The organism is Psychromonas sp. Urea-02u-13, from assembly GCF_002835995.1.
In the GTDB taxonomy this organism is placed as follows: Bacteria; Pseudomonadota; Gammaproteobacteria; order Enterobacterales; family Psychromonadaceae; genus Psychromonas.
The window spans coordinates 23,708-43,306 of record NZ_PJBZ01000040.1; the positions used below are offsets into that span (position 1 = coordinate 23,708).

Annotated in this window: 14 protein-coding genes; 6 read left to right on the plus strand and 8 right to left on the minus strand. The window is 39.8% G+C overall.

What is annotated here, in order from left to right; all coding sequences use genetic code 11:
* The 6 genes from CXF74_RS03255 to rsxA form a co-directional block, all read right to left on the minus strand.
* Positions 1-768 (minus strand): electron transport complex subunit E, encoded by a 768-nt coding sequence (locus tag CXF74_RS03255; protein WP_101080972.1) that lies wholly within the window; start codon positions 766-768, stop codon positions 1-3.
* Complete coding sequence (gene rsxG, locus CXF74_RS03260) at positions 768-1,403, minus strand: electron transport complex subunit RsxG (protein WP_232772423.1); 636 nt, start codon at positions 1,401-1,403, stop codon at positions 768-770. The genes CXF74_RS03255 and rsxG overlap by 1 nt, the downstream gene beginning before the upstream one ends.
* Positions 1,400-2,452: an electron transport complex subunit RsxD gene (gene rsxD / locus CXF74_RS03265; protein WP_101080973.1), complete on the minus strand. Its 1,053-nt coding sequence runs from the start codon at positions 2,450-2,452 to the stop codon at positions 1,400-1,402. Before rsxD ends, rsxG begins: the two co-directional genes overlap by 4 nt.
* Positions 2,452-4,998 (minus strand): electron transport complex subunit RsxC, encoded by a 2,547-nt coding sequence (gene rsxC / locus CXF74_RS03270; protein WP_101080974.1) that lies wholly within the window; start codon positions 4,996-4,998, stop codon positions 2,452-2,454. Before rsxC ends, rsxD begins: the two co-directional genes overlap by 1 nt.
* Before the next feature lies 1 nt (position 4,999).
* Positions 5,000-5,557 (minus strand): electron transport complex subunit RsxB, encoded by a 558-nt coding sequence (gene rsxB / locus CXF74_RS03275; RefSeq protein ID WP_198552765.1) that lies wholly within the window; start codon positions 5,555-5,557, stop codon positions 5,000-5,002.
* Between the two features lie 86 nt (positions 5,558-5,643).
* The gene (gene rsxA, locus CXF74_RS03280; RefSeq protein ID WP_101080975.1) at positions 5,644-6,222 is read right to left on the minus strand and encodes an electron transport complex subunit RsxA; all 579 of its coding nucleotides are present in this window, start codon (positions 6,220-6,222) and stop codon (positions 5,644-5,646) included.
* A 601-nt stretch (positions 6,223-6,823) separates the two neighbouring features.
* Between rsxA and nrdD the strand changes: the two genes are divergently transcribed.
* A complete protein-coding gene (gene nrdD / locus CXF74_RS03285; RefSeq protein ID WP_101080976.1) occupies positions 6,824-8,941 on the plus strand; it encodes an anaerobic ribonucleoside-triphosphate reductase in 2,118 nt (705 codons plus the stop codon).
* 376 nt (positions 8,942-9,317) lie between these two features.
* Positions 9,318-9,782, plus strand: coding sequence for an anaerobic ribonucleoside-triphosphate reductase-activating protein (gene nrdG / locus CXF74_RS03290; RefSeq protein WP_101080977.1), 465 nt, complete (start codon positions 9,318-9,320; stop codon positions 9,780-9,782).
* Positions 9,783-9,841: 59 nt separating this feature from the next.
* On the opposite strand, the gene CXF74_RS03295 is transcribed toward nrdG, so the two are convergent.
* Together CXF74_RS03295 and CXF74_RS03300 are read right to left on the minus strand one after the other, a co-directional pair.
* Positions 9,842-13,579 carry a thrombospondin type 3 repeat-containing protein gene (locus CXF74_RS03295; RefSeq protein WP_198552766.1) on the minus strand — a complete coding sequence of 1,246 codons (3,738 nt, stop codon included), beginning with the start codon at positions 13,577-13,579 and terminating at the stop codon, positions 9,842-9,844.
* Positions 13,580-13,740: 161 nt separating this feature from the next.
* Positions 13,741-14,862 carry a helix-turn-helix transcriptional regulator gene (locus CXF74_RS03300; protein WP_101080978.1) on the minus strand — a complete coding sequence of 374 codons (1,122 nt, stop codon included), beginning with the start codon at positions 14,860-14,862 and terminating at the stop codon, positions 13,741-13,743.
* A 180-nt stretch (positions 14,863-15,042) separates the two neighbouring features.
* Between CXF74_RS03300 and CXF74_RS03305 the strand changes: the two genes are divergently transcribed.
* From CXF74_RS03305 to clpA, 4 genes are all read left to right on the plus strand, one after another.
* Positions 15,043-15,336 (plus strand): 2Fe-2S iron-sulfur cluster-binding protein, encoded by a 294-nt coding sequence (locus CXF74_RS03305; protein WP_101080979.1) that lies wholly within the window; start codon positions 15,043-15,045, stop codon positions 15,334-15,336.
* A gap of 217 nt (positions 15,337-15,553) precedes the next feature.
* On the plus strand, positions 15,554-16,501 hold the full coding sequence (locus tag CXF74_RS03310) for a chemotaxis protein CheV (protein WP_101080980.1): 948 nt from the start codon (positions 15,554-15,556) through the stop codon (positions 16,499-16,501).
* A 435-nt stretch (positions 16,502-16,936) separates the two neighbouring features.
* Positions 16,937-17,263 carry an ATP-dependent Clp protease adapter ClpS gene (clpS, locus tag CXF74_RS03315; RefSeq protein WP_101080981.1) on the plus strand — a complete coding sequence of 109 codons (327 nt, stop codon included), beginning with the start codon at positions 16,937-16,939 and terminating at the stop codon, positions 17,261-17,263.
* Between the two features lie 28 nt (positions 17,264-17,291).
* Positions 17,292-19,553, plus strand: coding sequence for an ATP-dependent Clp protease ATP-binding subunit ClpA (gene clpA / locus CXF74_RS03320; RefSeq protein WP_101080982.1), 2,262 nt, complete (start codon positions 17,292-17,294; stop codon positions 19,551-19,553).
* Positions 19,554-19,599: the final 46 nt, after the last annotated feature.

Genomic DNA, 19,599 nt, shown 5'->3' on the forward strand with positions numbered 1-19,599 from the left:
TTAACCCTTATTCTCAATGCTTTGTTCGGCTTGGCTTACGAGCTTCTTTTTAGCGCGATTCTCTAGGTGATAGTCGATTGCATTTTTTGAGGCAATAATGATGCCCATAATAATGAAGGCGCCAGGGGGCAAGGCCGCTAATAAAAAGCTGGTATCAGTATGGTAAAGCGTGATGGTTAAAACAGAAGACCATTCGCCAAGCATGGTTTCAATGCCATCAAGCAGTGTCCCCTGCGCTAATACTTCACGTATCGCACCTAATAGTAATAATACGCCACCAAATCCTAGGCCCATCATTAAACCATCATAAGCCGCATGCTTAACACTGTTCTTTGAGGCAAAGGCTTCTGCGCGTCCAATAATAATACAGTTAGTAACAATAAGAGGAATAAAGATACCCAGTGATAAATATAATTCGTAGGTATAGGCATTCATCAGCAGTTGCACACAGGTTACGAGTGAAGCGATGATCATGACAAAAATAGGGATGCGAATTGCTTTTTGCACATGGTGGCGAATAAGAGAAATTAACGTATTAGAGGCCACTAAAACAAACAATGTTGCGATAGCTAACCCTAAGGCATTAGTCACGGTATTCGTGACGGCAAGTAACGGACACAAGCCGAGTAGCTGTACAATACCTGGGTTGTTTTTCCATAACCCTTGCCATCTAAGCTCTTTATAAATGGCTTTGTTCTCGTCAGCTGTTAGCGGAACAACATCAGCCGCTTCGCTATTGTCTGTCGCCTGTATTGTTTCTGATTTCATTATAAGTCTCCACAATTGGCTACTTGATTGAATAGCTGCTGTTTATGTTTAGCAAAGTAGATAAGTGCATCTTTAACGGCATGTGTAACAGCACGTGGTGTGATGGTTGCACCCGTAAATGCATCAATATCACCGCCATTCTTTTTAACTTCCCAGCGTGCATCCTGTGCAACTTGGTAGTCTTTGTCATTAAAGCTGTAGATCCACTCTGACTTGTTGGTTTGAATTTTATCTCCTAAGCCGGGCGTTTCTGTATGACGAATAACACGAACACCTGCTACTTTCCCATCTTCAAAAATACCAATTGCGAGTTTTATTTCACCGGCATAACCTTTAAAGGTACTGGTTTCTAACATCAGTGCGACAGGTTTATTGCCTTTTTTAGCGACAAATACCTGTTGGGTTTGCCCTTTACCTAATAATTGGTCATCACTTATCTCAAAGCAACTAGCAAAAATTTCATTATCGTAGGCATCTTCAGGAATTAGCTGATTGATGGTTTTTATTAAGGCCATTTGCTCTTGCTGAGCAATAACAGGTTTAGTTAATTGGTTAACCGTTGCAACGGCCGCGGTGCAAATAATAGCAAAAGCCGCTAATAGGAAACCGTTACGAGAGATTGCTGATAAGATCATGTTCTTCCTCCATAAACCTTAGGCTGAGTATAATAATCAATTAATGGTACACACATATTACCGAGTAATACGGCGAAGGCGACAGCATCAGGATAACCCCCAATATTACGAATTAAGACCACAATAAAGGCGATTAAAAATCCATAAAAGAGTCTTCCTTTTACCGTTGTTGATGCACTCACAGGGTCGGTTAGGATAAAAAACGCGCCTAACATAGTGGCACCGGAGAGCAGATGAAAGAGTGGTGAGCCGTTAAGGTCTGGCTGATAAGCGAAGGCGATAAACGAAAACAACATCATGCCGGCTAAAAAGCTGATTGGGATCATCCACAGAATAATGCGTTTAGCGAGTAAAATGGCACCGCCAAATAAAAACCCTAAGTTTACCCACATAATCGCCTGTGATGATGACGCTTTATAGGTGGCACTATCGAAAATTTCTGTTGTCGTGAAGCCTGATTTCAAGCTGTTCTTTAGGGTATCAAGCGGTGTGGCCATGGTGAGCCCATCGATGCTAATACTCATTTGTGCCACGCTGTAACCATCAAGGGTGTGGCCGGTTAACACAGTATTGAGCTGATCCAGTATCGACAGTTCAAAAGGCTGCAAGCTTAGCATTGGTAACCAAGAGGTCATCTGTACTGGGAATGAAATAAGCAAAACAACATAAGCCGCCATCGCGGGGTTAAATATGTTTTGCCCTAAACCACCATAAAGCTGTTTTACAAAGATAATGGCAAATAAAGTACCAATAACAACCACCCACCAAGGGGCGAGTGGAGGAATAGAAATGGCGATGAGTATGCCGGTTAGCAGCGCGCTTCCATCTTTTAATGTATTGATAATAGGACGTTTACGTAATTTTAAAATAGCGGCTTCTGCACTGAGTGCAACGATGCCGGCTAATAAAATTTGCACTATATTAGTGAGTCCAAAAAAATAACTTTGCAATGCAACGCCGGGTATTAAACATAACATGACCCAAACCATAATCTGCGAACTACTACGGCGAGTACGTTGATGTGGCGAGCTTGCGCTGATAAATGCCATTATTGTTGTTCCTTGTTGTCTATATCGTTTTCACTTTCTTTCGCTAGCTGTGCTTTTTTAGCTTTCGCCCGCGCTACGACGGCTGCAATTTTAGCTTTTTTGATGTCGGCAGCAGAAAGCTCTGGGCTACTTGAAGGTGTTATATCGCTTTGCGCTTCTACTGTAATCGTTTGTTGCCTTGCTATAACAGCCTCTTCTTTTTCTTGTTTATGAAGACGTGCTTGCTCTTTACGTAACTTACGCTCTGCGATGACTTTACTATTATCGGGTAGTTCAGCAGAGGTAGGCGCTGTCGTTTCTAAGTTCTGAGCATCAAGCGCTTGTGCCGTTTTTGCTGCTTTCTTCGCTTTCGCTCGTGCAATGGCGGCTGCCACTGCTGCTTTTTTTGGATCTATTGCTGTTGCTTCATGTTCACTTGTACTGCTTTCACTGTTTTCTTCTGGGTTTTCAGATTGCGCTGCCTTTGCTGCTTTCTTCGCTTTTGCACGCGCAATAGCAGCTGCCACGGCCGCCTTTTGGGGGTCTACAGCGATAGGTTCATCAGTACCAATGTTTTTACTTTTTTCTTTGTTTTCTTGGATGTTTTCTAATCCGGCTTTAGCTGCTTTTTTAGCTTTGGCGCGCGCAATGGCGGCTGCCACGGCTGCTTTTTTAGGATCTATGGCTGCAGGCTCATCGGTACTCGCATCCGTATTTTTTGCTGTTGTTGGTTCGCTATTTGTCTCTAATCCGGCTTTTGCTGCTTTTTTAGCTTTAGCGCGGGCAATGGCGGCTGCTACGGCTACTTTTTTAGGATCTACTGCTATTGAAACGTTATCTTGTGAATTCTCTTCAGCATTCTCTGATGATTCTGTATTTTCTAATGATTGGGCTTTCGCCGCTTTTTTAGCTTTTGCGCGGGCAATCGCAGCTGCTACTGCGCTATTTTTGTTTTCAGGTTTCTTTTCTGTTGAGGAATCTGAAGCATCGCTTGATGCGCCGTCTAACACCTTCTTGGCTTTCGCGCGAGCAAGTGCGGCAGCGATTAAATCTTCACCACCATTTTTCTCTTGTAATTGTGCTTTGCGTTTTTCAGCCGCGGCTTTATGTTTTGCTTGTCTATCAAGTTTTGCCTGCTCTAAGCGTGCTTCTCGTTTTTCATGACGAATGCGAGCAACTTCTGCTTTTTGAGCTTCATTTTTAGCGACGTTAATTTCTGCTTTGGCAACGCGGTAATATTCAACCAGGGGAATATGGCTAGGGCATACAAAAGCACAGGCACCACATTCGATACACGCACTTAAATTATATTCAGCAAGTTTGTCGTGATCTTGGCTTTTTGAATACCACAAAAGTTGCTGGGGTAACAAATGAGCAGGGCAAGCTTCCGCACATTCAGAGCAACGAATACAAGGCATCTCAGGTGGAGAAGCGGGCATTTCCTGCACAGTAGGCGCTAAAATACAGTTACAGGTTTTGGTCACCGGTGCGGAGGTATCTTCGATGGTAAAACCCATCATCGGGCCACCAATAATCAATTGATTGACTGACGTAGAGTTCACCCAATATCTATCGAGTAGATATTGAATTGGTGTGCCAATACGCACACTCACATTGCCTCTTTGTTGCAGTGAGTCACCGGTAAGGGTCACAATGCGCGAGGTCAATGGTTTCGCATCAATAATGGCTTGTTTAATCGCAAATACAGTCCCGATGTTTTGCATGACAATGCCAAGCTCACTTGGGTGTTTACCTAAGGGCGTTTGCTGGCCGGTAATAATTTCAATTAACTGTTTTTCACTGCCTGATGGGTAAATCGTTGGAATAATACGCAGGCGGATTTTATCTTTATTAGGATTTTTGCTCAGGGCTTCTTGTAAGCTTTTAATCGCATCAACTTTGTTATCTTCAATCGCAATCACTGTTAGCTGAGGTTGCAAAATATGATTAAGCACCTCAATACCTTCAAGTATTTCAAAGGATTGTTCTTGCATTAATCGGTCATCGGCGGTGATATAAGGCTCACATTCTGCCGCATTGATTAAGAGCAGTTTAATGTCGCTATGGTGGACTAACTTCAGATGACTCGGAAAACCAGCGCCACCTAAACCGACAATACCAGATTGCTGAATTTTCTCGACTAATACGGCGGGGGCAAGGGTTTGGTAATCTTGTGGTTTCACATATTCGGCCGTTCTGTCTAGACCGTCTGTTTGGATAACAACCGCTAATACACCCAAACCTGAAGGGTGTAAATCACAGCGTTTTTCAATAGCGATAACAACACCTGAACTACTTGCATGCTGCACCACTAAAGCCCCATAGACTTTGGTCAGTGGTTGGCCTTTTAAAACCATGTCACCCACGGCTACCAAAAGCTCTGGTGTATGACCTTTATGCTCAACAGGAATAACCAGTGTTGCAGGAATGCCCGCATCACGAATCGCATACTGGTTACTCTGAAGTTTGTTTTCTTCGGGGTGAATCCCGCCGTGAAAATTCCATAACTTACCCGATGAAATTGCGTCTAATTGTTCATCGGAAAGCAGGTTAAATTTATCAGTCATACTAAAGCTCAGTGTTAATTTTTGTTGGGATACGTTGTAGATTCCACTGCCAATTTTGCGTGGTTATCTCAATAGGTAACATATCGATGCAATCTGTTGGGCAGGGCGCGACACATAATTCACAGCCAGTACATTCATCGGTAATAACGGTATGCATCTGTCTTGTGGCACCCATGATGGCATCAACGGGGCAGGCTTGAATACACTTAGTACAACCAATGCATTCATCTTCACGTATATAGGCAATGAGCTTCGGTTTCTCTTCGCCTTCTAAATCTTTTGGCTCAATGCCCATGCGCTCAGCAAGTTGACGCATGACAGCATCACCACCTGGCGGACACTTATTAATGTCATCACCGGCTGCGATAGCTGTCGCATAGGGTTTACAACCCGGGTAACCACATTGGCCACATTGTGTTTGTGGCAGCATTGCATCTAATTCTTCAACAATTGGGTCCGCTTTTACTTTAAAACGAATTGATGAATAACCCAATAATGCCCCAAAAACCGCAGCTAGGACGGCTAATGCGACAATAGCAATTACAATACTTGTCATCATTTAATTTAGTCCCGTGGAAAGCAAAGGTGCGAGAGGTTTATCTTTTGCATTTAGGGTTTCAATCATAGCAATTACAATACTTTTCATTATTTAATTAATCCGGTGAATCCCGTAAATGCTAATGACATTAAACCGGCTGTGATCATCGCTATCGCAGAGCCTTTGAATGGCATTGGTATATCTGAAGCCGCTAAGCGTTCACGCATTGAAGAAAACAGCACGAGTACTAATGAGAAACCAATACCTGCTCCGAATCCATAGATAACGGATTCAACAAAGTCATGATTTTCATTAATGTTAAGCAATGCTAAACCTAAAATGGCACAGTTGGTGGTGATTAAAGGTAAAAATATACCTAATAAACGATACAAGGTCGGGCTGGTTTTGTGCATCACCATTTCCGTAAATTGCACCACAACCGCAATAACCAGAATAAAGCTCAACGTTTGTAGATAGATGAGATCTAAGGGAATTAATAGAAATGTATTAACAATATACGAAAGGGCCGCTGTTATGGTTAATACAAAGGTTGTCGCAAATGACATACCCACGGCTGTTTCAACTTTGTTGGAAACCCCCATAAAAGGGCATAAACCTAAAAATTTAACTAAAACAAAGTTATTGACCAGTACAGTGCCAAAAAACAGTAAAAAATAATCACTCATAAGAATTTAATTCCACTAGCTGGATAGGGGATTTGGAAGATCGATAGTTGGGCGTGATTATAGCAAACAACCCCCGTAAAAATAACAACATAAAGTATGTTTTTTTACAGAGCCATAGTTTGTCCTGCATTGGCAGTGAGTTATACCAGTTCCACTAATTTAATGGTCTAATATTGCGCAGGAAAAATAAGTGAGTTCAAGGCGAAATTTGCTACCTTTCGAGCGGTTAACTTCGTTAGCCCTCTATCGGTGAATTAAATTAAAGACTTTAATTCATTAATGGTTGTTCCCTTTACAAAAGTTTCAACGCGGAAATCGCTTTTTTTAACCAGCAAGATAGATCCGTTCTTTAGTGGAATTGGTATTGCCACTCACACGCTGTGATTTAGTTAATCAAGGCGCTGCAGAAGTGCAAGAACAAGATGACAAAAAATAACGTGAATGATGTTTATTTGTTTTTGTTTCAGGTTGTGTCGCATCTTTTTAATCACTAAATAAGCACCCCGATTTAAAATTGATACACATCAATATGTGCATATATAGTGTTATGTATAGTTTCGCCCCACTAGATGTTGTGTCACTTTCTTTTTGGAGTTCTATTATGAAAACGGTCGTTATTAAGCGCGATGGTAGCCAAGTCCCCTTTAATGCTCAACGTATTGCGGAAGCAATATTAAAAGCATCGGGTGCGGTGCGCTGTAAAGGTGTGGATGCCTTTGCGATTGCAAATGAAATTGAAAACGACTTAAAAGGCCAATTAGAAGTCGATATTCATGATATTCAAGACAAAGTTGAACAGCATCTAATGACTAAGGGTTACCTTGAGTTAGCCCGTGTTTATATCGAATATCGCCATGACAGAGACATTGCACGAGAGCGTAAAAGCCATTTAAACAATGAAATTGAAGGGCTTATTGAGCAAAGTAACGCCTCGTTATTAAATGAAAATGCCAATAAAGATGGAAAAGTCATTCCGACACAACGCGACTTGTTAGCGGGCATTGTGGCTAAGCATTATGCAAAATCATACATATTGCCACGTGATATCGTACGCGCCCATGATAAAGGTGAAATCCATTATCATGATCTTGATTACGCACCTTTTTTCCCGATGTTTAACTGTATGTTAATCGATATTAAAGGCATGTTTACCCAAGGATTTAAAATGGGTAATGCTGAAATTGAAGAGCCAAAATCAATCTCTACGGCAACCGCGGTTTGCGCACAAATTATTGCGCAAGTAGCCAGTCATATTTATGGCGGAACAACGATTAATGGTATCGATACAACACTTGCCCCTTATGTGACTAAAAGTTATCAGAAACACTTTGTTACCGCAGAGAAGTGGGGCATCAATGATGCACAAGCTTATGCCAATGAGCAAACTGAAAAAGAATGTTACAACGCCTTTCAATCTTTAGAATATGAAGTGAATACGTTGCATACCGCGAACGGGCAAACGCCTTTTGTTACCTTTGGTTTTGGCCTAGGAACATCATGGGAAGCGCGACTCATTCAGCAATCCATTTTCAAAATTCGTTTAGCTGGTTTAGGTAAAAACCGTAAAACCGCTATTTTCCCTAAATTGGTATTTGCGATTAAAGATGGCGTTAATCATAAAGCGCAAGATCAAAATTACGATATTAAACAGCTCGCTTTAGAGTGTGCGTCTAAACGCATGTATCCAGATATTCTTAATTTTGAAAAAGTAGTCGAGATAACAGGCTCATTCAAAACACCAATGGGTTGTCGTAGCTTTTTAGGTACTTATGAAGAGAATGGCGAATTAATTCATGATGGACGTAATAACATCGGCGTAGTTAGCCTTAACTTGCCACGTATTTCACTTGAAGCGGAGGGTGATGAAAAGCGCTTCTATGAGATATTAACGTCGCGATTAAGCTTAGCGAGAAAAGCATTAGATACACGTATTGAACGCTTGTCTGATGTTAAAGCAAGCGTTGCCCCTATTTTGTATATGGAAGGGGCCTGTGGTGTACGTCTTAAAGCCGATGATTGTGTTGCGGATATTTTCAAAAATGGTCGAGCTTCTATTTCATTAGGTTACATCGGTTTACATGAAGCGATAAACGCATTATATGGTATTGATGGTCATCTTTTTGATGATAAAACGAAGCAACAAAAAGCCATCGAAATGATCCGTTACATGAAAACAGCGACAGAGTCTTGGACTGAAGAAACAGGCTACGCGTTTAGCCTTTATTCAACCCCTTCTGAGAATCTATGTGATCGTTTTTGCCGTTTAGACGCGAAACAATTTGGTGTATTAGAAGGTGTTACCGATAAAGGTTATTACACTAATAGCTTTCATTTAGACGTTGAAAAACAGGTTAACCCTTACGACAAGTTAGATTTTGAGATGCCGTATCCAGAGATCGCCAGTGGTGGTTTTATCTGTTACGGCGAATACCCGAATATGCAACATAACCTCAAAGCATTAGAAGATGTTTGGGATTACAGTTATTCACGCGTGCCTTATTACGGCACTAACACACCCATCGATGAATGTTATGAATGTGGTTTTCACGGTGAATTTGACTGCACCAGTAAAGGTTTTGTTTGCCCAAGTTGCGGGAATTCAGACGCTGAAAAAGTCGCTGTCACTCGTCGTGTTTGTGGTTATTTAGGCAGTCCCGATTCCAGACCGTTTAATGAAGGCAAACAAGAAGAAGTGAAACGTCGCGTTAAGCATCTTTGAGTTAGCTTATTATATTTATAAGGCATGTGATTCGCCTTCTGGAAATAGGCAAAGGTTTAATTATGTTCAGCGTTACTTTGCGGTTGTTGTTTCGCCTTGTGGGCGAGTCACTTTTTCTCAACAGCAAGAAAAAGTAACCAAAAAGTGCCGTTCCAAACATTTTTTAATCTGCTAGAAAGTATTACTTTTTAACGCACCGTAGTTGAATGCACATCCCTGTGCATGCAACTACTAAAGAAATCATCCATGATTTCTTTTACTAAAGTAATGCTTTTTAGCAGAAAAATGTAATGGAAACTTGATGTATACGCATTGAACCATTTTTATAGCTATGCAAAGCCAGCTTATAACTTGAATACTTAATAAAGAGGTAAGCATGAATTACAGTAAATATTACCCCATTGATGTATTAAATGGTGAAGGGACACGTTGTGTTTTGTTTGTATCGGGTTGTATTCATAACTGCCGCGGGTGTTATAACCAGTCGACTTTGTCGCTTGATGCTGGGAATCTATTTACTGAGCAACTCGCCGATCAAATCATTAAAGATCTTAACGATACACGCATAAAAAAACAGGGGTTAACGCTCTCGGGTGGTGATCCTCTACATCCTGCTAATGTCGGTGAAGTATTAAAGCTGGTCAAGCGTGTTAAAGCGGAGTGTCTCAATAAAGATATCTGGCTTTGGAGTGGTTATCAGTTAGCTGAGCTTAGTGCACAACAGCAAGCGATTATCGGTCTTGTTGATGTGTTTATTGATGGTAAGTTTGAACAGGATTTAGCCGATAAAAATTTAAAATGGCGGGGTAGTAGTAATCAAATAGTACACAGGTTTGAATAGTGCTACACCAAGTTTATTTCCCTTCTTAGCATCCTAAGAAGAGAAATAAGTATCGGATATTAATATTTTACTATAGTGATGATATCGCTACCTCTAACGGCTTCCCCACTATATGTTTGTGCATTTAATATTGCAGATGCTTCCCCTTCTGGAATCTCAAGCGCAGTCGTATCAACGTGTGTTAATAGGTCTATTAGGCCATCACCATTCACATCTTTAAAGCTTGCCATCGGTTTTTCTGCTTTTCCTTTTAATTTAACACCAGCACCCGATAAGTTAACCGTTAAAGGGTCAATAGTACGTGCATCAAAGCTAGCTGTACTTAGAATCGCGACTGGAATGTTACCCTTTGAGCCTAAGTTAATTGCATTAATCGTATCATCTGGTTTTATATCAATAATAATACTAATGCCTGATTCACCTGGTTGATAAGTAAGTTCCTGCCCTCCAATAAATGCAATGATAGGCTCTTCACCGGTATTGTTGATGCTAAAGTTGCCTGGTTCTGCTTGCTCTGTTACCTCAATGATTGCATTGGCTGGCAAGGTAACGAAAGTATCTCCAAATATTGCAACTACCTCTTCCTGATTATTAGCGTCTACTTCTAGGCTAAATGTTCCATCTTCTAACTCTTCTGCAACCACTGCAGATTGTGGAGCGACAAAAACGATTGCATTATCGTTAATAAATAGCTCAATAGGCGTGCCTTGACTTCCAAGATGTACGGAACCACAGGTGATGGTCGCTTCTGAGCCTAATGATAGACTTAACTTACCACCGTCGTTTACTTTCCAGTCACAGATAGTGAATGATATTTTTGCATTATTGAGCCCCTCTAGTCCTGTTACTTTAAAGCCCTCACTTCCTGGTAAGTCCTCGATAAGAAAAACTAAATTCCCAGCTGTTACGTTACCAAAACTGCTACCGCCAAGATGTTTATCGGTAAAACTTTTATTGGTGCTATCAAAGCTACTGTCGGTAAAGTCTAGGCCATCAAATGAGCCATCAATCGCATTAACAATGCCATCATTATCGGTATCTAAATCACAGGCATCACCATTAAGGTCATTATCAAAATTAGCTTGATCTGAATTGCTCGTATCAGGGCAGTTATCAACATCATTGAGCACTAAATCGTTATCAATGTCTGGGTCACAACTATCACCAATACCATCATTATCTAAATCAAATTGACTAGGGTTATTACTCATTAAGCAGTTATCACAATTATCACCAACATCATCGGCATCTTGGTCAAGCTGATTAAAGTTAACCACTAATGGACAGTTATCAAACTCTCCTGTGTATAGATTTAAGTCCAAAATACCATCAGAATCACTGTCTTGGCAGAGGTCGCCTTGGGTATTATTATCACTATCTAATTGGTCTGGGTTATTTGTAGTAGGGCAGTTATCATTCACATCGGCAAAGCCGTCGGAATCACTATCTAGTTGTAGTATATCGATACTAGTATTACTCATTGAAGTTGAATATGAGTATTTGTAATAGGCAATCGCACTGTTGCCAATATCTATATTGTAGATATACCAGCTCGTGGCTGTCTGATCTTTGTTCTCAACGGGAATAACGTCGTCACCGCCTCTTATGTTACTTATTAAGTAGCTACTATTCACGTCCAAACGGTAAGGAAAGGCAAACTGTTTACCTTCAAATTCGGATGTATAGGTATTAACAAGTTGGTCGTTTTCATTAACAAAGGAAATAGGCGCGACGCGTTGATAGGTAAATGATTGCCCATCAAATGAATATATTTTTGGTGTTGTTACATTGAAATAGACTGTCACTGATATTTGATCTTCGGACACATCTCCTAATTTAATATAAGTCACTCTTTCGGTATTTGCTTGCTGTGGTAGTTTTTCATCAATAGCAAGAACCTCCACGTAACTGCCATTGCTATAACGGTATAGCTTAGGTGTTAATGGATGTTGATAGTCTTTAACACCAATAAAGTAGATATCATTTTTTAATACAACCGCATCGTATATTCGGTAAAAGTCAGCTCCGTTTGCTTTGCTATAACTACTCCAGTAAGGCCAAGAATTTGAACGGCTATACCTATAACCGTAACGTAAAACCTCTTGATTTATGCCATTGTCATTCACCATTAATGTGGATAATGTATAACCAGAATAAGAAGAGCAGTAGTACCAGCAATAACTCCTGTAATACATAAGTTGTGCGTGAAAAACAAGTTGATCTTGATCGCTATCCAGGTATTGAGCATTAAATCGAGGGTACTGAGCGCGAAAATCTGAATTACGAACTAAGTAGGTTAGGTTACCCGTTGTTGCTTTTAAGATGCCACTATCTGATATTATATAACCGTCAGCATCTGTGGCACGACTGCTACCTTGAAATATCGCTTGTGGAGGTGTTTCGGTAAATTTGTAAATATATTGCGATGGCATTAGATGCTCATTTTGAAAGAAGTTATTAGTAATTAACGTCCCTGTGTAATTCGTTAAACCGGTGGCTAAGTTTCGAGTTTGAGTTGCTGAGGCTAATTCTACGATTGCGTCTTGAACAGTATGCTTTATGCTATAAACATAATTGCTTGCTTCATTTGTTTGCTGAGTACAGCGAGTGCTAAATGCCAATTCTTTGTTATCAAAATAATTTGTAGTATTGTTATATATGACGCAGTCATCCTCGGTTTGTGAGTCATAAACCGTCTCAAAAAGATAACTCACTGTGACTGGGGTTATACCGTCAGCATTTATAGTTAAGTTGTGCTCAGAAAAATTTGAAAGCGGGTAAATAAACTCATTTCCTACATGGTCGGATAAAACAGTCTGGCTTACCCCTACCTCGACATACCAACCGCCACCAGAATTCGCTAACAAGAGATCAAGGCGAACAGGCTCATTAGCAACCAGCAATAACTCTTCGACAACACCAATACCAAAGCCGCCCTGCGCAGTGCCATTTAATAACGTGCCATCCACATATAAACTATGACCATCGTCTCCATTAAAAACGACTTCAATTGATTGTGTAATAGAGGACATGATGTAGGTTGAAAATCGATGGCGAGTATGTTGTTTAGCACTTTGTGATTGAAAAGCGCTTGTGCCTCTATCGTTGACTAATTTTTCGACATAACCGAGTGTTTCAACACCATCAAACTCTATTAACGTCGGAGAAAATGATGAGTTGATGTTACTACCTGTAAACTCCGAGTAAGCCCACATATTATCAGCAGATTCTGGGTCACTGATAATTTCATTAATGATCGTTTCATTAGTAACTGGGACTGATTCAATTACTGAAATATTATCAATACTAAAGCGATTCGATGCACTAATGACTAACTTAGAAATACCAACAAACCCAGGCAAAATGTGTGCGGTAAGTACATTTTGGTTTAAAAAAGTTTGTGTATGAAGAGTCAAGCCATTTTCATCTAATGCAGTTAAAGTAATATTAACGTATTCAGTATTGACTCCACTTCCCAAGTCAATGCTATGTATATCAAATGCACTACCTGCACCGTGGGTTAAATGAGCAGCTGGATCGCCTGTATTGCTTGTAAGGTAATTTTCACCGTAGTTGAACTGTCCTGGAAAGTTTTTTCTATTGACGTTTGCTGTGAACGAATTGGTTGCTGGCCCAGCTGTACTAACAAGCCTATAGCTTTGTAGTGTAAAACCATTGCTCCCATAAGGATTGAGCGGAGCTGTTGTTGCATCATCAAAAGTAAGAATAACGGCTTGTGCCGTAAGAGAAAATAACAATGAGATGAGGAATAATCCTATTTTCATATTTTTCTTCATGTTGCTCTCCTGACTTTTGAACGGTAGCGGGCCTGTAAGCATTTTTATGAATGAATTACTGCATGAAATATTTCATTAACTATAGAAGCCCCCCTCAAACTTAAAATCCCCCAACTAGGTGAATTTAGTTTTTCTTTTATCACCCATATGGGTGAGGGACGTTATTTTTCTGAAGACCAGAGGTAGCTGGTGGTGATTAATTTAACCAGTTCAACTTGGCTAGAAACATTCATTTTTTGGAAGATGTGTTTAAGGTGAGTGCGGGCAGTATTGGCACTGATATTTAATTCATTTTGCGTGTTTTTTAAGTTGCAGTGTCTGGTGAGCGTCGAGGCTAACTTAGCCTCTGCTACGGTAAGACCAAAGATGTTTTGCAGCAGTGTGATGGTAATATTAGGCTCTTTATCGGGATCAAGAATAAAGATGTGCACCATATTGGTTGCGTTATCTTTTCCTTGAAAGGGCGTGTGGCGAACCTGAAAAGGTTTCACCATTAATTGATAGGCATGAGTGGAATTTTTACGATTAATACTGATTAAATTCTCGGGGTCGGCATCTAAGCTAAGATCTATTTTACTTGAAAGTAGAGATGATATTTTAAGGTTGCCTTGGTATAGGGTGTTATTAAGCAAAAACAGGCCATCTTTTTCTTCAAGAATTGCTTTCGCGTAATCATTATAGTGGAAAACTTGGCTGTTAGCGTTAGCAATAATAGAGCCTATCGGTTGAAGTTTTAAGCTATTAAGGCCTGCACGTATATAGGTTTCGTTCGTTTCATTGTTTTTTTGAATTTTAATAGCACGTTTAATATCTATTAATAGTAATTCTAACTTTGTTATATCATTGAGTGTAAATACTGATTGTTCTTTTTTTCTGGTTAAGAGAATAAAAACATCTTCATTTTCATCAATATTGAGAGACAGCACTAAATGGTGCTCAATGTTATTGTGTCGAAGAATATCTAAATAGATAAGTGAAGATGAAAAGAGGTTATTGGGGTTACTATAAAGCATGCTGCCGCTATCAAAAATGTGCCCTCGGTCTGGTTGCTCTCTGGCAATATTGATACGTGGATCATTATTGGGAAGAAAAATAGCAAGTTGATCAAGTGTCGTTTTAGAAATACCGTAAGACGCTGCATATTTGCATTGGTTAAAAGGTTGGTTTATAGAAATGAGCGTGGCGGAGTTAGCGTTAAATAGTTGGCTTAGTTTTTCACAAAAGAGTGCCCAATTACGCGTGTTAGCGATACCCGCATAAAGTGTTTCTAATAGCTCTTCCATCAGAAGTCTGCGATCCAGCAGAGAATTTTCAGTGTTTTCATACCTATCCCCATTAAATATCACTATTAAGAATAGGCATAAGCTGGCTTTTAACACGCTGGCACCGAATATTTTTAGCTTTGTACTAATATTAATACTAAATGGTCCTCTTTCGGTATAGTGACAAGGAGTCTAATCAGTATGTTTTTTTCAGCCTCAAAATTAAAAGTAGTAAAACAAGCAACCGTTGAATTTAGTGAATCAAATAAAACACTGCAGTGGTCCGAGACGGATGGAAATTTATTAGATTTTGCAGAAAGTGCGGGCATATCTCCTATGAGCAGTTGCCGTAGTGGGCATTGTGGCGCTTGCACTGTTGAACTTGTTGCCGGGCAGATTATTTATGAACATGATGTTTCAGCGGACTTACAGGGAAACCAAATTCTTCTCTGTAGTGCTAAACCAGCAACAAAGCACATAAAAATAAAGATATAGCGCACCATTGATGCCGCATCGCTCGCATTTATGGCTAAGAGAACTAATATCTAATCTAATTGCAAAGATTATGTGCTTTTAGCAAATAGCAAAAGAAGCTCACCGAGCTTGATGGCAATAAATATTACAAATCGTCTTAAATGTACTCTCGAAGAATAAAGTGGTGTTGATAGAAATGTTGAGCTCTTTTATCTAAATTTTAAAGTAGGAAATATCGATGACAAGTCTTCTTAATAGTGTTGACCAACGTACTAATTTAGTAGGTGAAAATAGATTAGAACTCTTATTGTTTCACTTGCAAGGTCGTCAACTATTTGCAATAAATGTATTTAAAGTAAAAGAGGTCGTTAAGCTGCCTCCTCTTAATCGTTTGCCAAACGCACACCCTAAAATTTCTGGTGTGGCCAATATTCGTGGGCAGTCAATTCCAGTTATTAATTTACGTGAAGCGGTAGGTTTCAGACCTATTGACGTGGATGAAGAATGTAATTTAATCATTACTGAATATAACCGAACCATACAAGGTTTTTTAGTCGGCAAAGTTGAACGTATTGTTAATATGACCTGGAAGGAAATAATGCATCCGCCGAGCAGTGTTGGGCGAGATCATTACCTAACGGCAATTACAAAATTGCAAAAAGGTGACCGAGAAGAAATCGTTGAAATTATTGATGTAGAAAAAGTGCTCGCGGAAATCATTGAATACGATGTGTCTATTTCTGAGGGCGTATTAGATAACGAGATTGTTGATGAACTTGTTGGTGTTAAAATATTACATGCCGATGATTCATCTACTGCGCGTAAACAGGTTGAGTCAACATTGTCACAGCTTGGTATTGAAATTATCCCTGCTGAAAATGGTTTGCAAGCGCTAGAGATTTTAAAATCATGGGCTGCCGAGGGTAAGCGTATTGAAGATGAAATCTTAATGCTTATCACCGATGCTGAAATGCCTATTATGGATGGTTATAAGTTAACCTCTGAAGTGCGTGCTAATCCCGACATGTCAGAATTATATATCGTCTTAAATACCTCGCTAAGTGGTAGCTTCAATCAAGCAATGGTTGAAAAAGTAGGTTGTAATGCGTTGCTTTCAAAGTTTCAGCCAGACAGATTAGTTGAAGCGGTTCAAGAAAGGCTTAAAGCTAAATTACAACGTAAATAAGTTAATAACTTCACAGGCTTAATGTTTATTTAAGCCTGATGTTTGCACATTGCTTTAGTTATCTTTACTCTATTCCAATCTACCCCTGTTTTTCCTTTTCTTTAGTATTCTATTGAGTGCCAAAAAAAGCATGCGGTATATACCCATGTTACCTCAATATGCTTTGTCAGGCACAAGCTCGATAACGAGAGGTGATTTTTATTCACTTTTTGATTGTTGTAACGCGAACTGCCATGGTTGAATAACAAGTGAGATTGCGCTCCGTAGGGCAAAGAAACTTATACCAATCTACGTCGTTATAAAATTTCGACTTAGAATGACTAGGCTTCAATTTTATGCCTAGTATCTCGGCACAATTTTCCTTGCTGACTTTGCACCTTGAAGTAGCATGGGTATATAATTCCCATAACTTTAATAATAAGACTAAACTGAAAGATGAGTGATAAAAATCCCCCGCAAACAGGTAATGAATCGGCGACCATTGAGCGGTTAGAAACAAAATTAATGCCGCCATCGATGTATAACGTGTTATTACATAACGATGATTATACGCCGATGGATTTTGTGATTGATGTATTACAACGTTTTTTCCGTTTAGATAGCGAAAACGCCACCGAAGTGATGCTAAACGTTCATTATAAAGAGGTTGGAATCTGTGGCACATTTAGTGCTGAAATTGCTGAAACAAAAGTGATGCAAGTATTAAATTACGCAAAACAAAATGAGCACCCATTACGTTGCTCAATGGAAAAAGAGTCGTAAATTGTAATCAACCCATTAAGGGGTCTCTATGTTAGATAAAGCCTTAGAAAATAGTTTAGATTTAGCCTTCCGTTTTGCGTTTGAAAAATCGCATGAATTCATGACCGTTGAGCATTTGTTACTTGCGTTGCTTGAAAATGGAGAAATAAAAACATTGTTAACCGCTTGCTCGGTTGACATGGTCTCTCTGCACATTGAAATATTAACCTATTTAGAAAATACCCCTGCCGTACCTGAAGTCCATACCCAAGAGATAGAAATTCAGCCAACGATTGCCTTTGAGCGTGTTTTACAACGTGCTATTTTCCATGTGCAATCATCTGGTAGTACAGAAGTTTCTGCGGGTAGTGTGTTAGTTGCCATGTTTAGCGAGCAAGAATCACAAGCGGTATACCTACTGAAAAAAGCGAATCTATCTCGTTTAGATGTGGTTAATTATATCTCGCATGGCATCAGTAAATCGGCAGATACGGCACCGGCTATTTATCATGAACAAGAACAAATAGAGCAACCTGCGGAAGCAAAAGAAGAGATGCAATTTACCATTAACCTCAATGAGCGTGTAGAAGCGGGTGAAATAGACCCACTAATTGGCCGTGATAAAGAAGTTGAGCGTTGCGTACAAATATTGTGTCGTCGTCGTAAAAACAACCCGTTACTGGTTGGTGAAGCGGGTGTGGGTAAAACAGCCATTGCTGAAGGGCTAGCATACCGTATTGTAAACGGTGACGTACCTGATGTTATTAATGACAATATTATCTACTCGTTAGACATGGGCGCATTACTTGCGGGAACAAAATATCGTGGTGAATTTGAGCAACGTTTCAAAACAGTATTAACGCAGCTTGAAGAGCAAGATAACGCCATTTTATTTATTGATGAAATACACACCATTATTGGCGCGGGTGCAGCAACTGGTGGCCAGCTAGATGCGGCTAACCTATTAAAACCTTTGTTGAGTGGTGGTAAGTTACGTTGCATGGGATCTACAACTTATAAAGAGTTTGGACAGGTTTTTGAAAAAGAACACGCACTTGCACGTCGTTTCCAAAAAATAGATGTACTTGAGCCATCGATTAAAGAAACAGGGCAAATTTTACTGGGGCTTCGCTCTCGTTATGAAGCACATCACGATATTCGTTATACCAATAAAGCATTGATGGCGGCAGCTGAGTTAAGCGCTAAATACATTAATGACAGACATTTACCCGATAAAGCGATTGATGTTATTGATGAAGCGGGATCGCAAATGCGTTTATTACCGCCAAGTAAGCGTAAAAAAACAATTGGTGTTTTAGAGATAGAAAACATCATTGCTAAAATTGCACGTATCCCTAAAAACTCAGTGAGCAGTTCAGACAAAGATCAACTTGCTAAGTTACCTGAACGTTTGAAAATGACTGTATTTGGTCAAAATGAAGCGATAGATCAATTAACCGACGCCATTCACTTAAATCGTTCTGGTTTATCTGAAGAGTTTAAACCGATTGGTTCATTCTTATTTGCGGGACCAACGGGTGTGGGTAAAACAGAAGTAACACAACAACTTGCGAAAGCGATGGGCGTTGAGTTATTACGTTTTGATATGTCAGAGTATATGGAGAAACATACGGTTTCACGTTTACTGGGCGCGCCTCCGGGTTACGTTGGTCATGAGCAAGCAGGGTTGTTGACTGATGCGGTTATCAAACATCCTTATGCGGTATTACTCTTAGATGAGATTGAAAAAGCACACAGTGATATTTATAACATTCTGCTACAGGTAATGGATCACGGCACACTAACGGATAATAATGGTCGTAAAGCTGACTTTAGAAATATCGTCTTAGTGATGACAACCAATGCCGGTGTACGTGAAACAACAAGAAGCAGTATCGGTTTTAAAGACCAAGAAGATTCACTTAAAGTAATGGATGAGATTAATAAACTGTTTTCACCAGAGTTTAGAAATCGTCTAGATAATGTTATCTGGTTTGAGCATCTTAGCCTTGAAGTCATTTATCAAGTGGTTGATAAATTTATTGTTCAACTACAAGCGCAATTAGATAAAAAACAGATCTCCCTTGAAGTGAGTGAAAGCGCACGTAAGTGGCTAGCTGAACATGGCTACGATAAAGCAATGGGCGCAAGACCAATGGCAAGATTAATTCAAGATAAATTGAAAAAACCATTAGCGAATGAGATCTTGTTTGGTCAGTTACAAGACGGTGGTAGTGTAACCGTAGAGCTAAGTAAGTCAGGTGATGCGATTGACTTTACCTATGCAAAAACCATGGTAATGAGCGAATAAGACTGGAAAGTTGAAAGACTAGAAGGTGCTAAAACTAAAAAAGGTA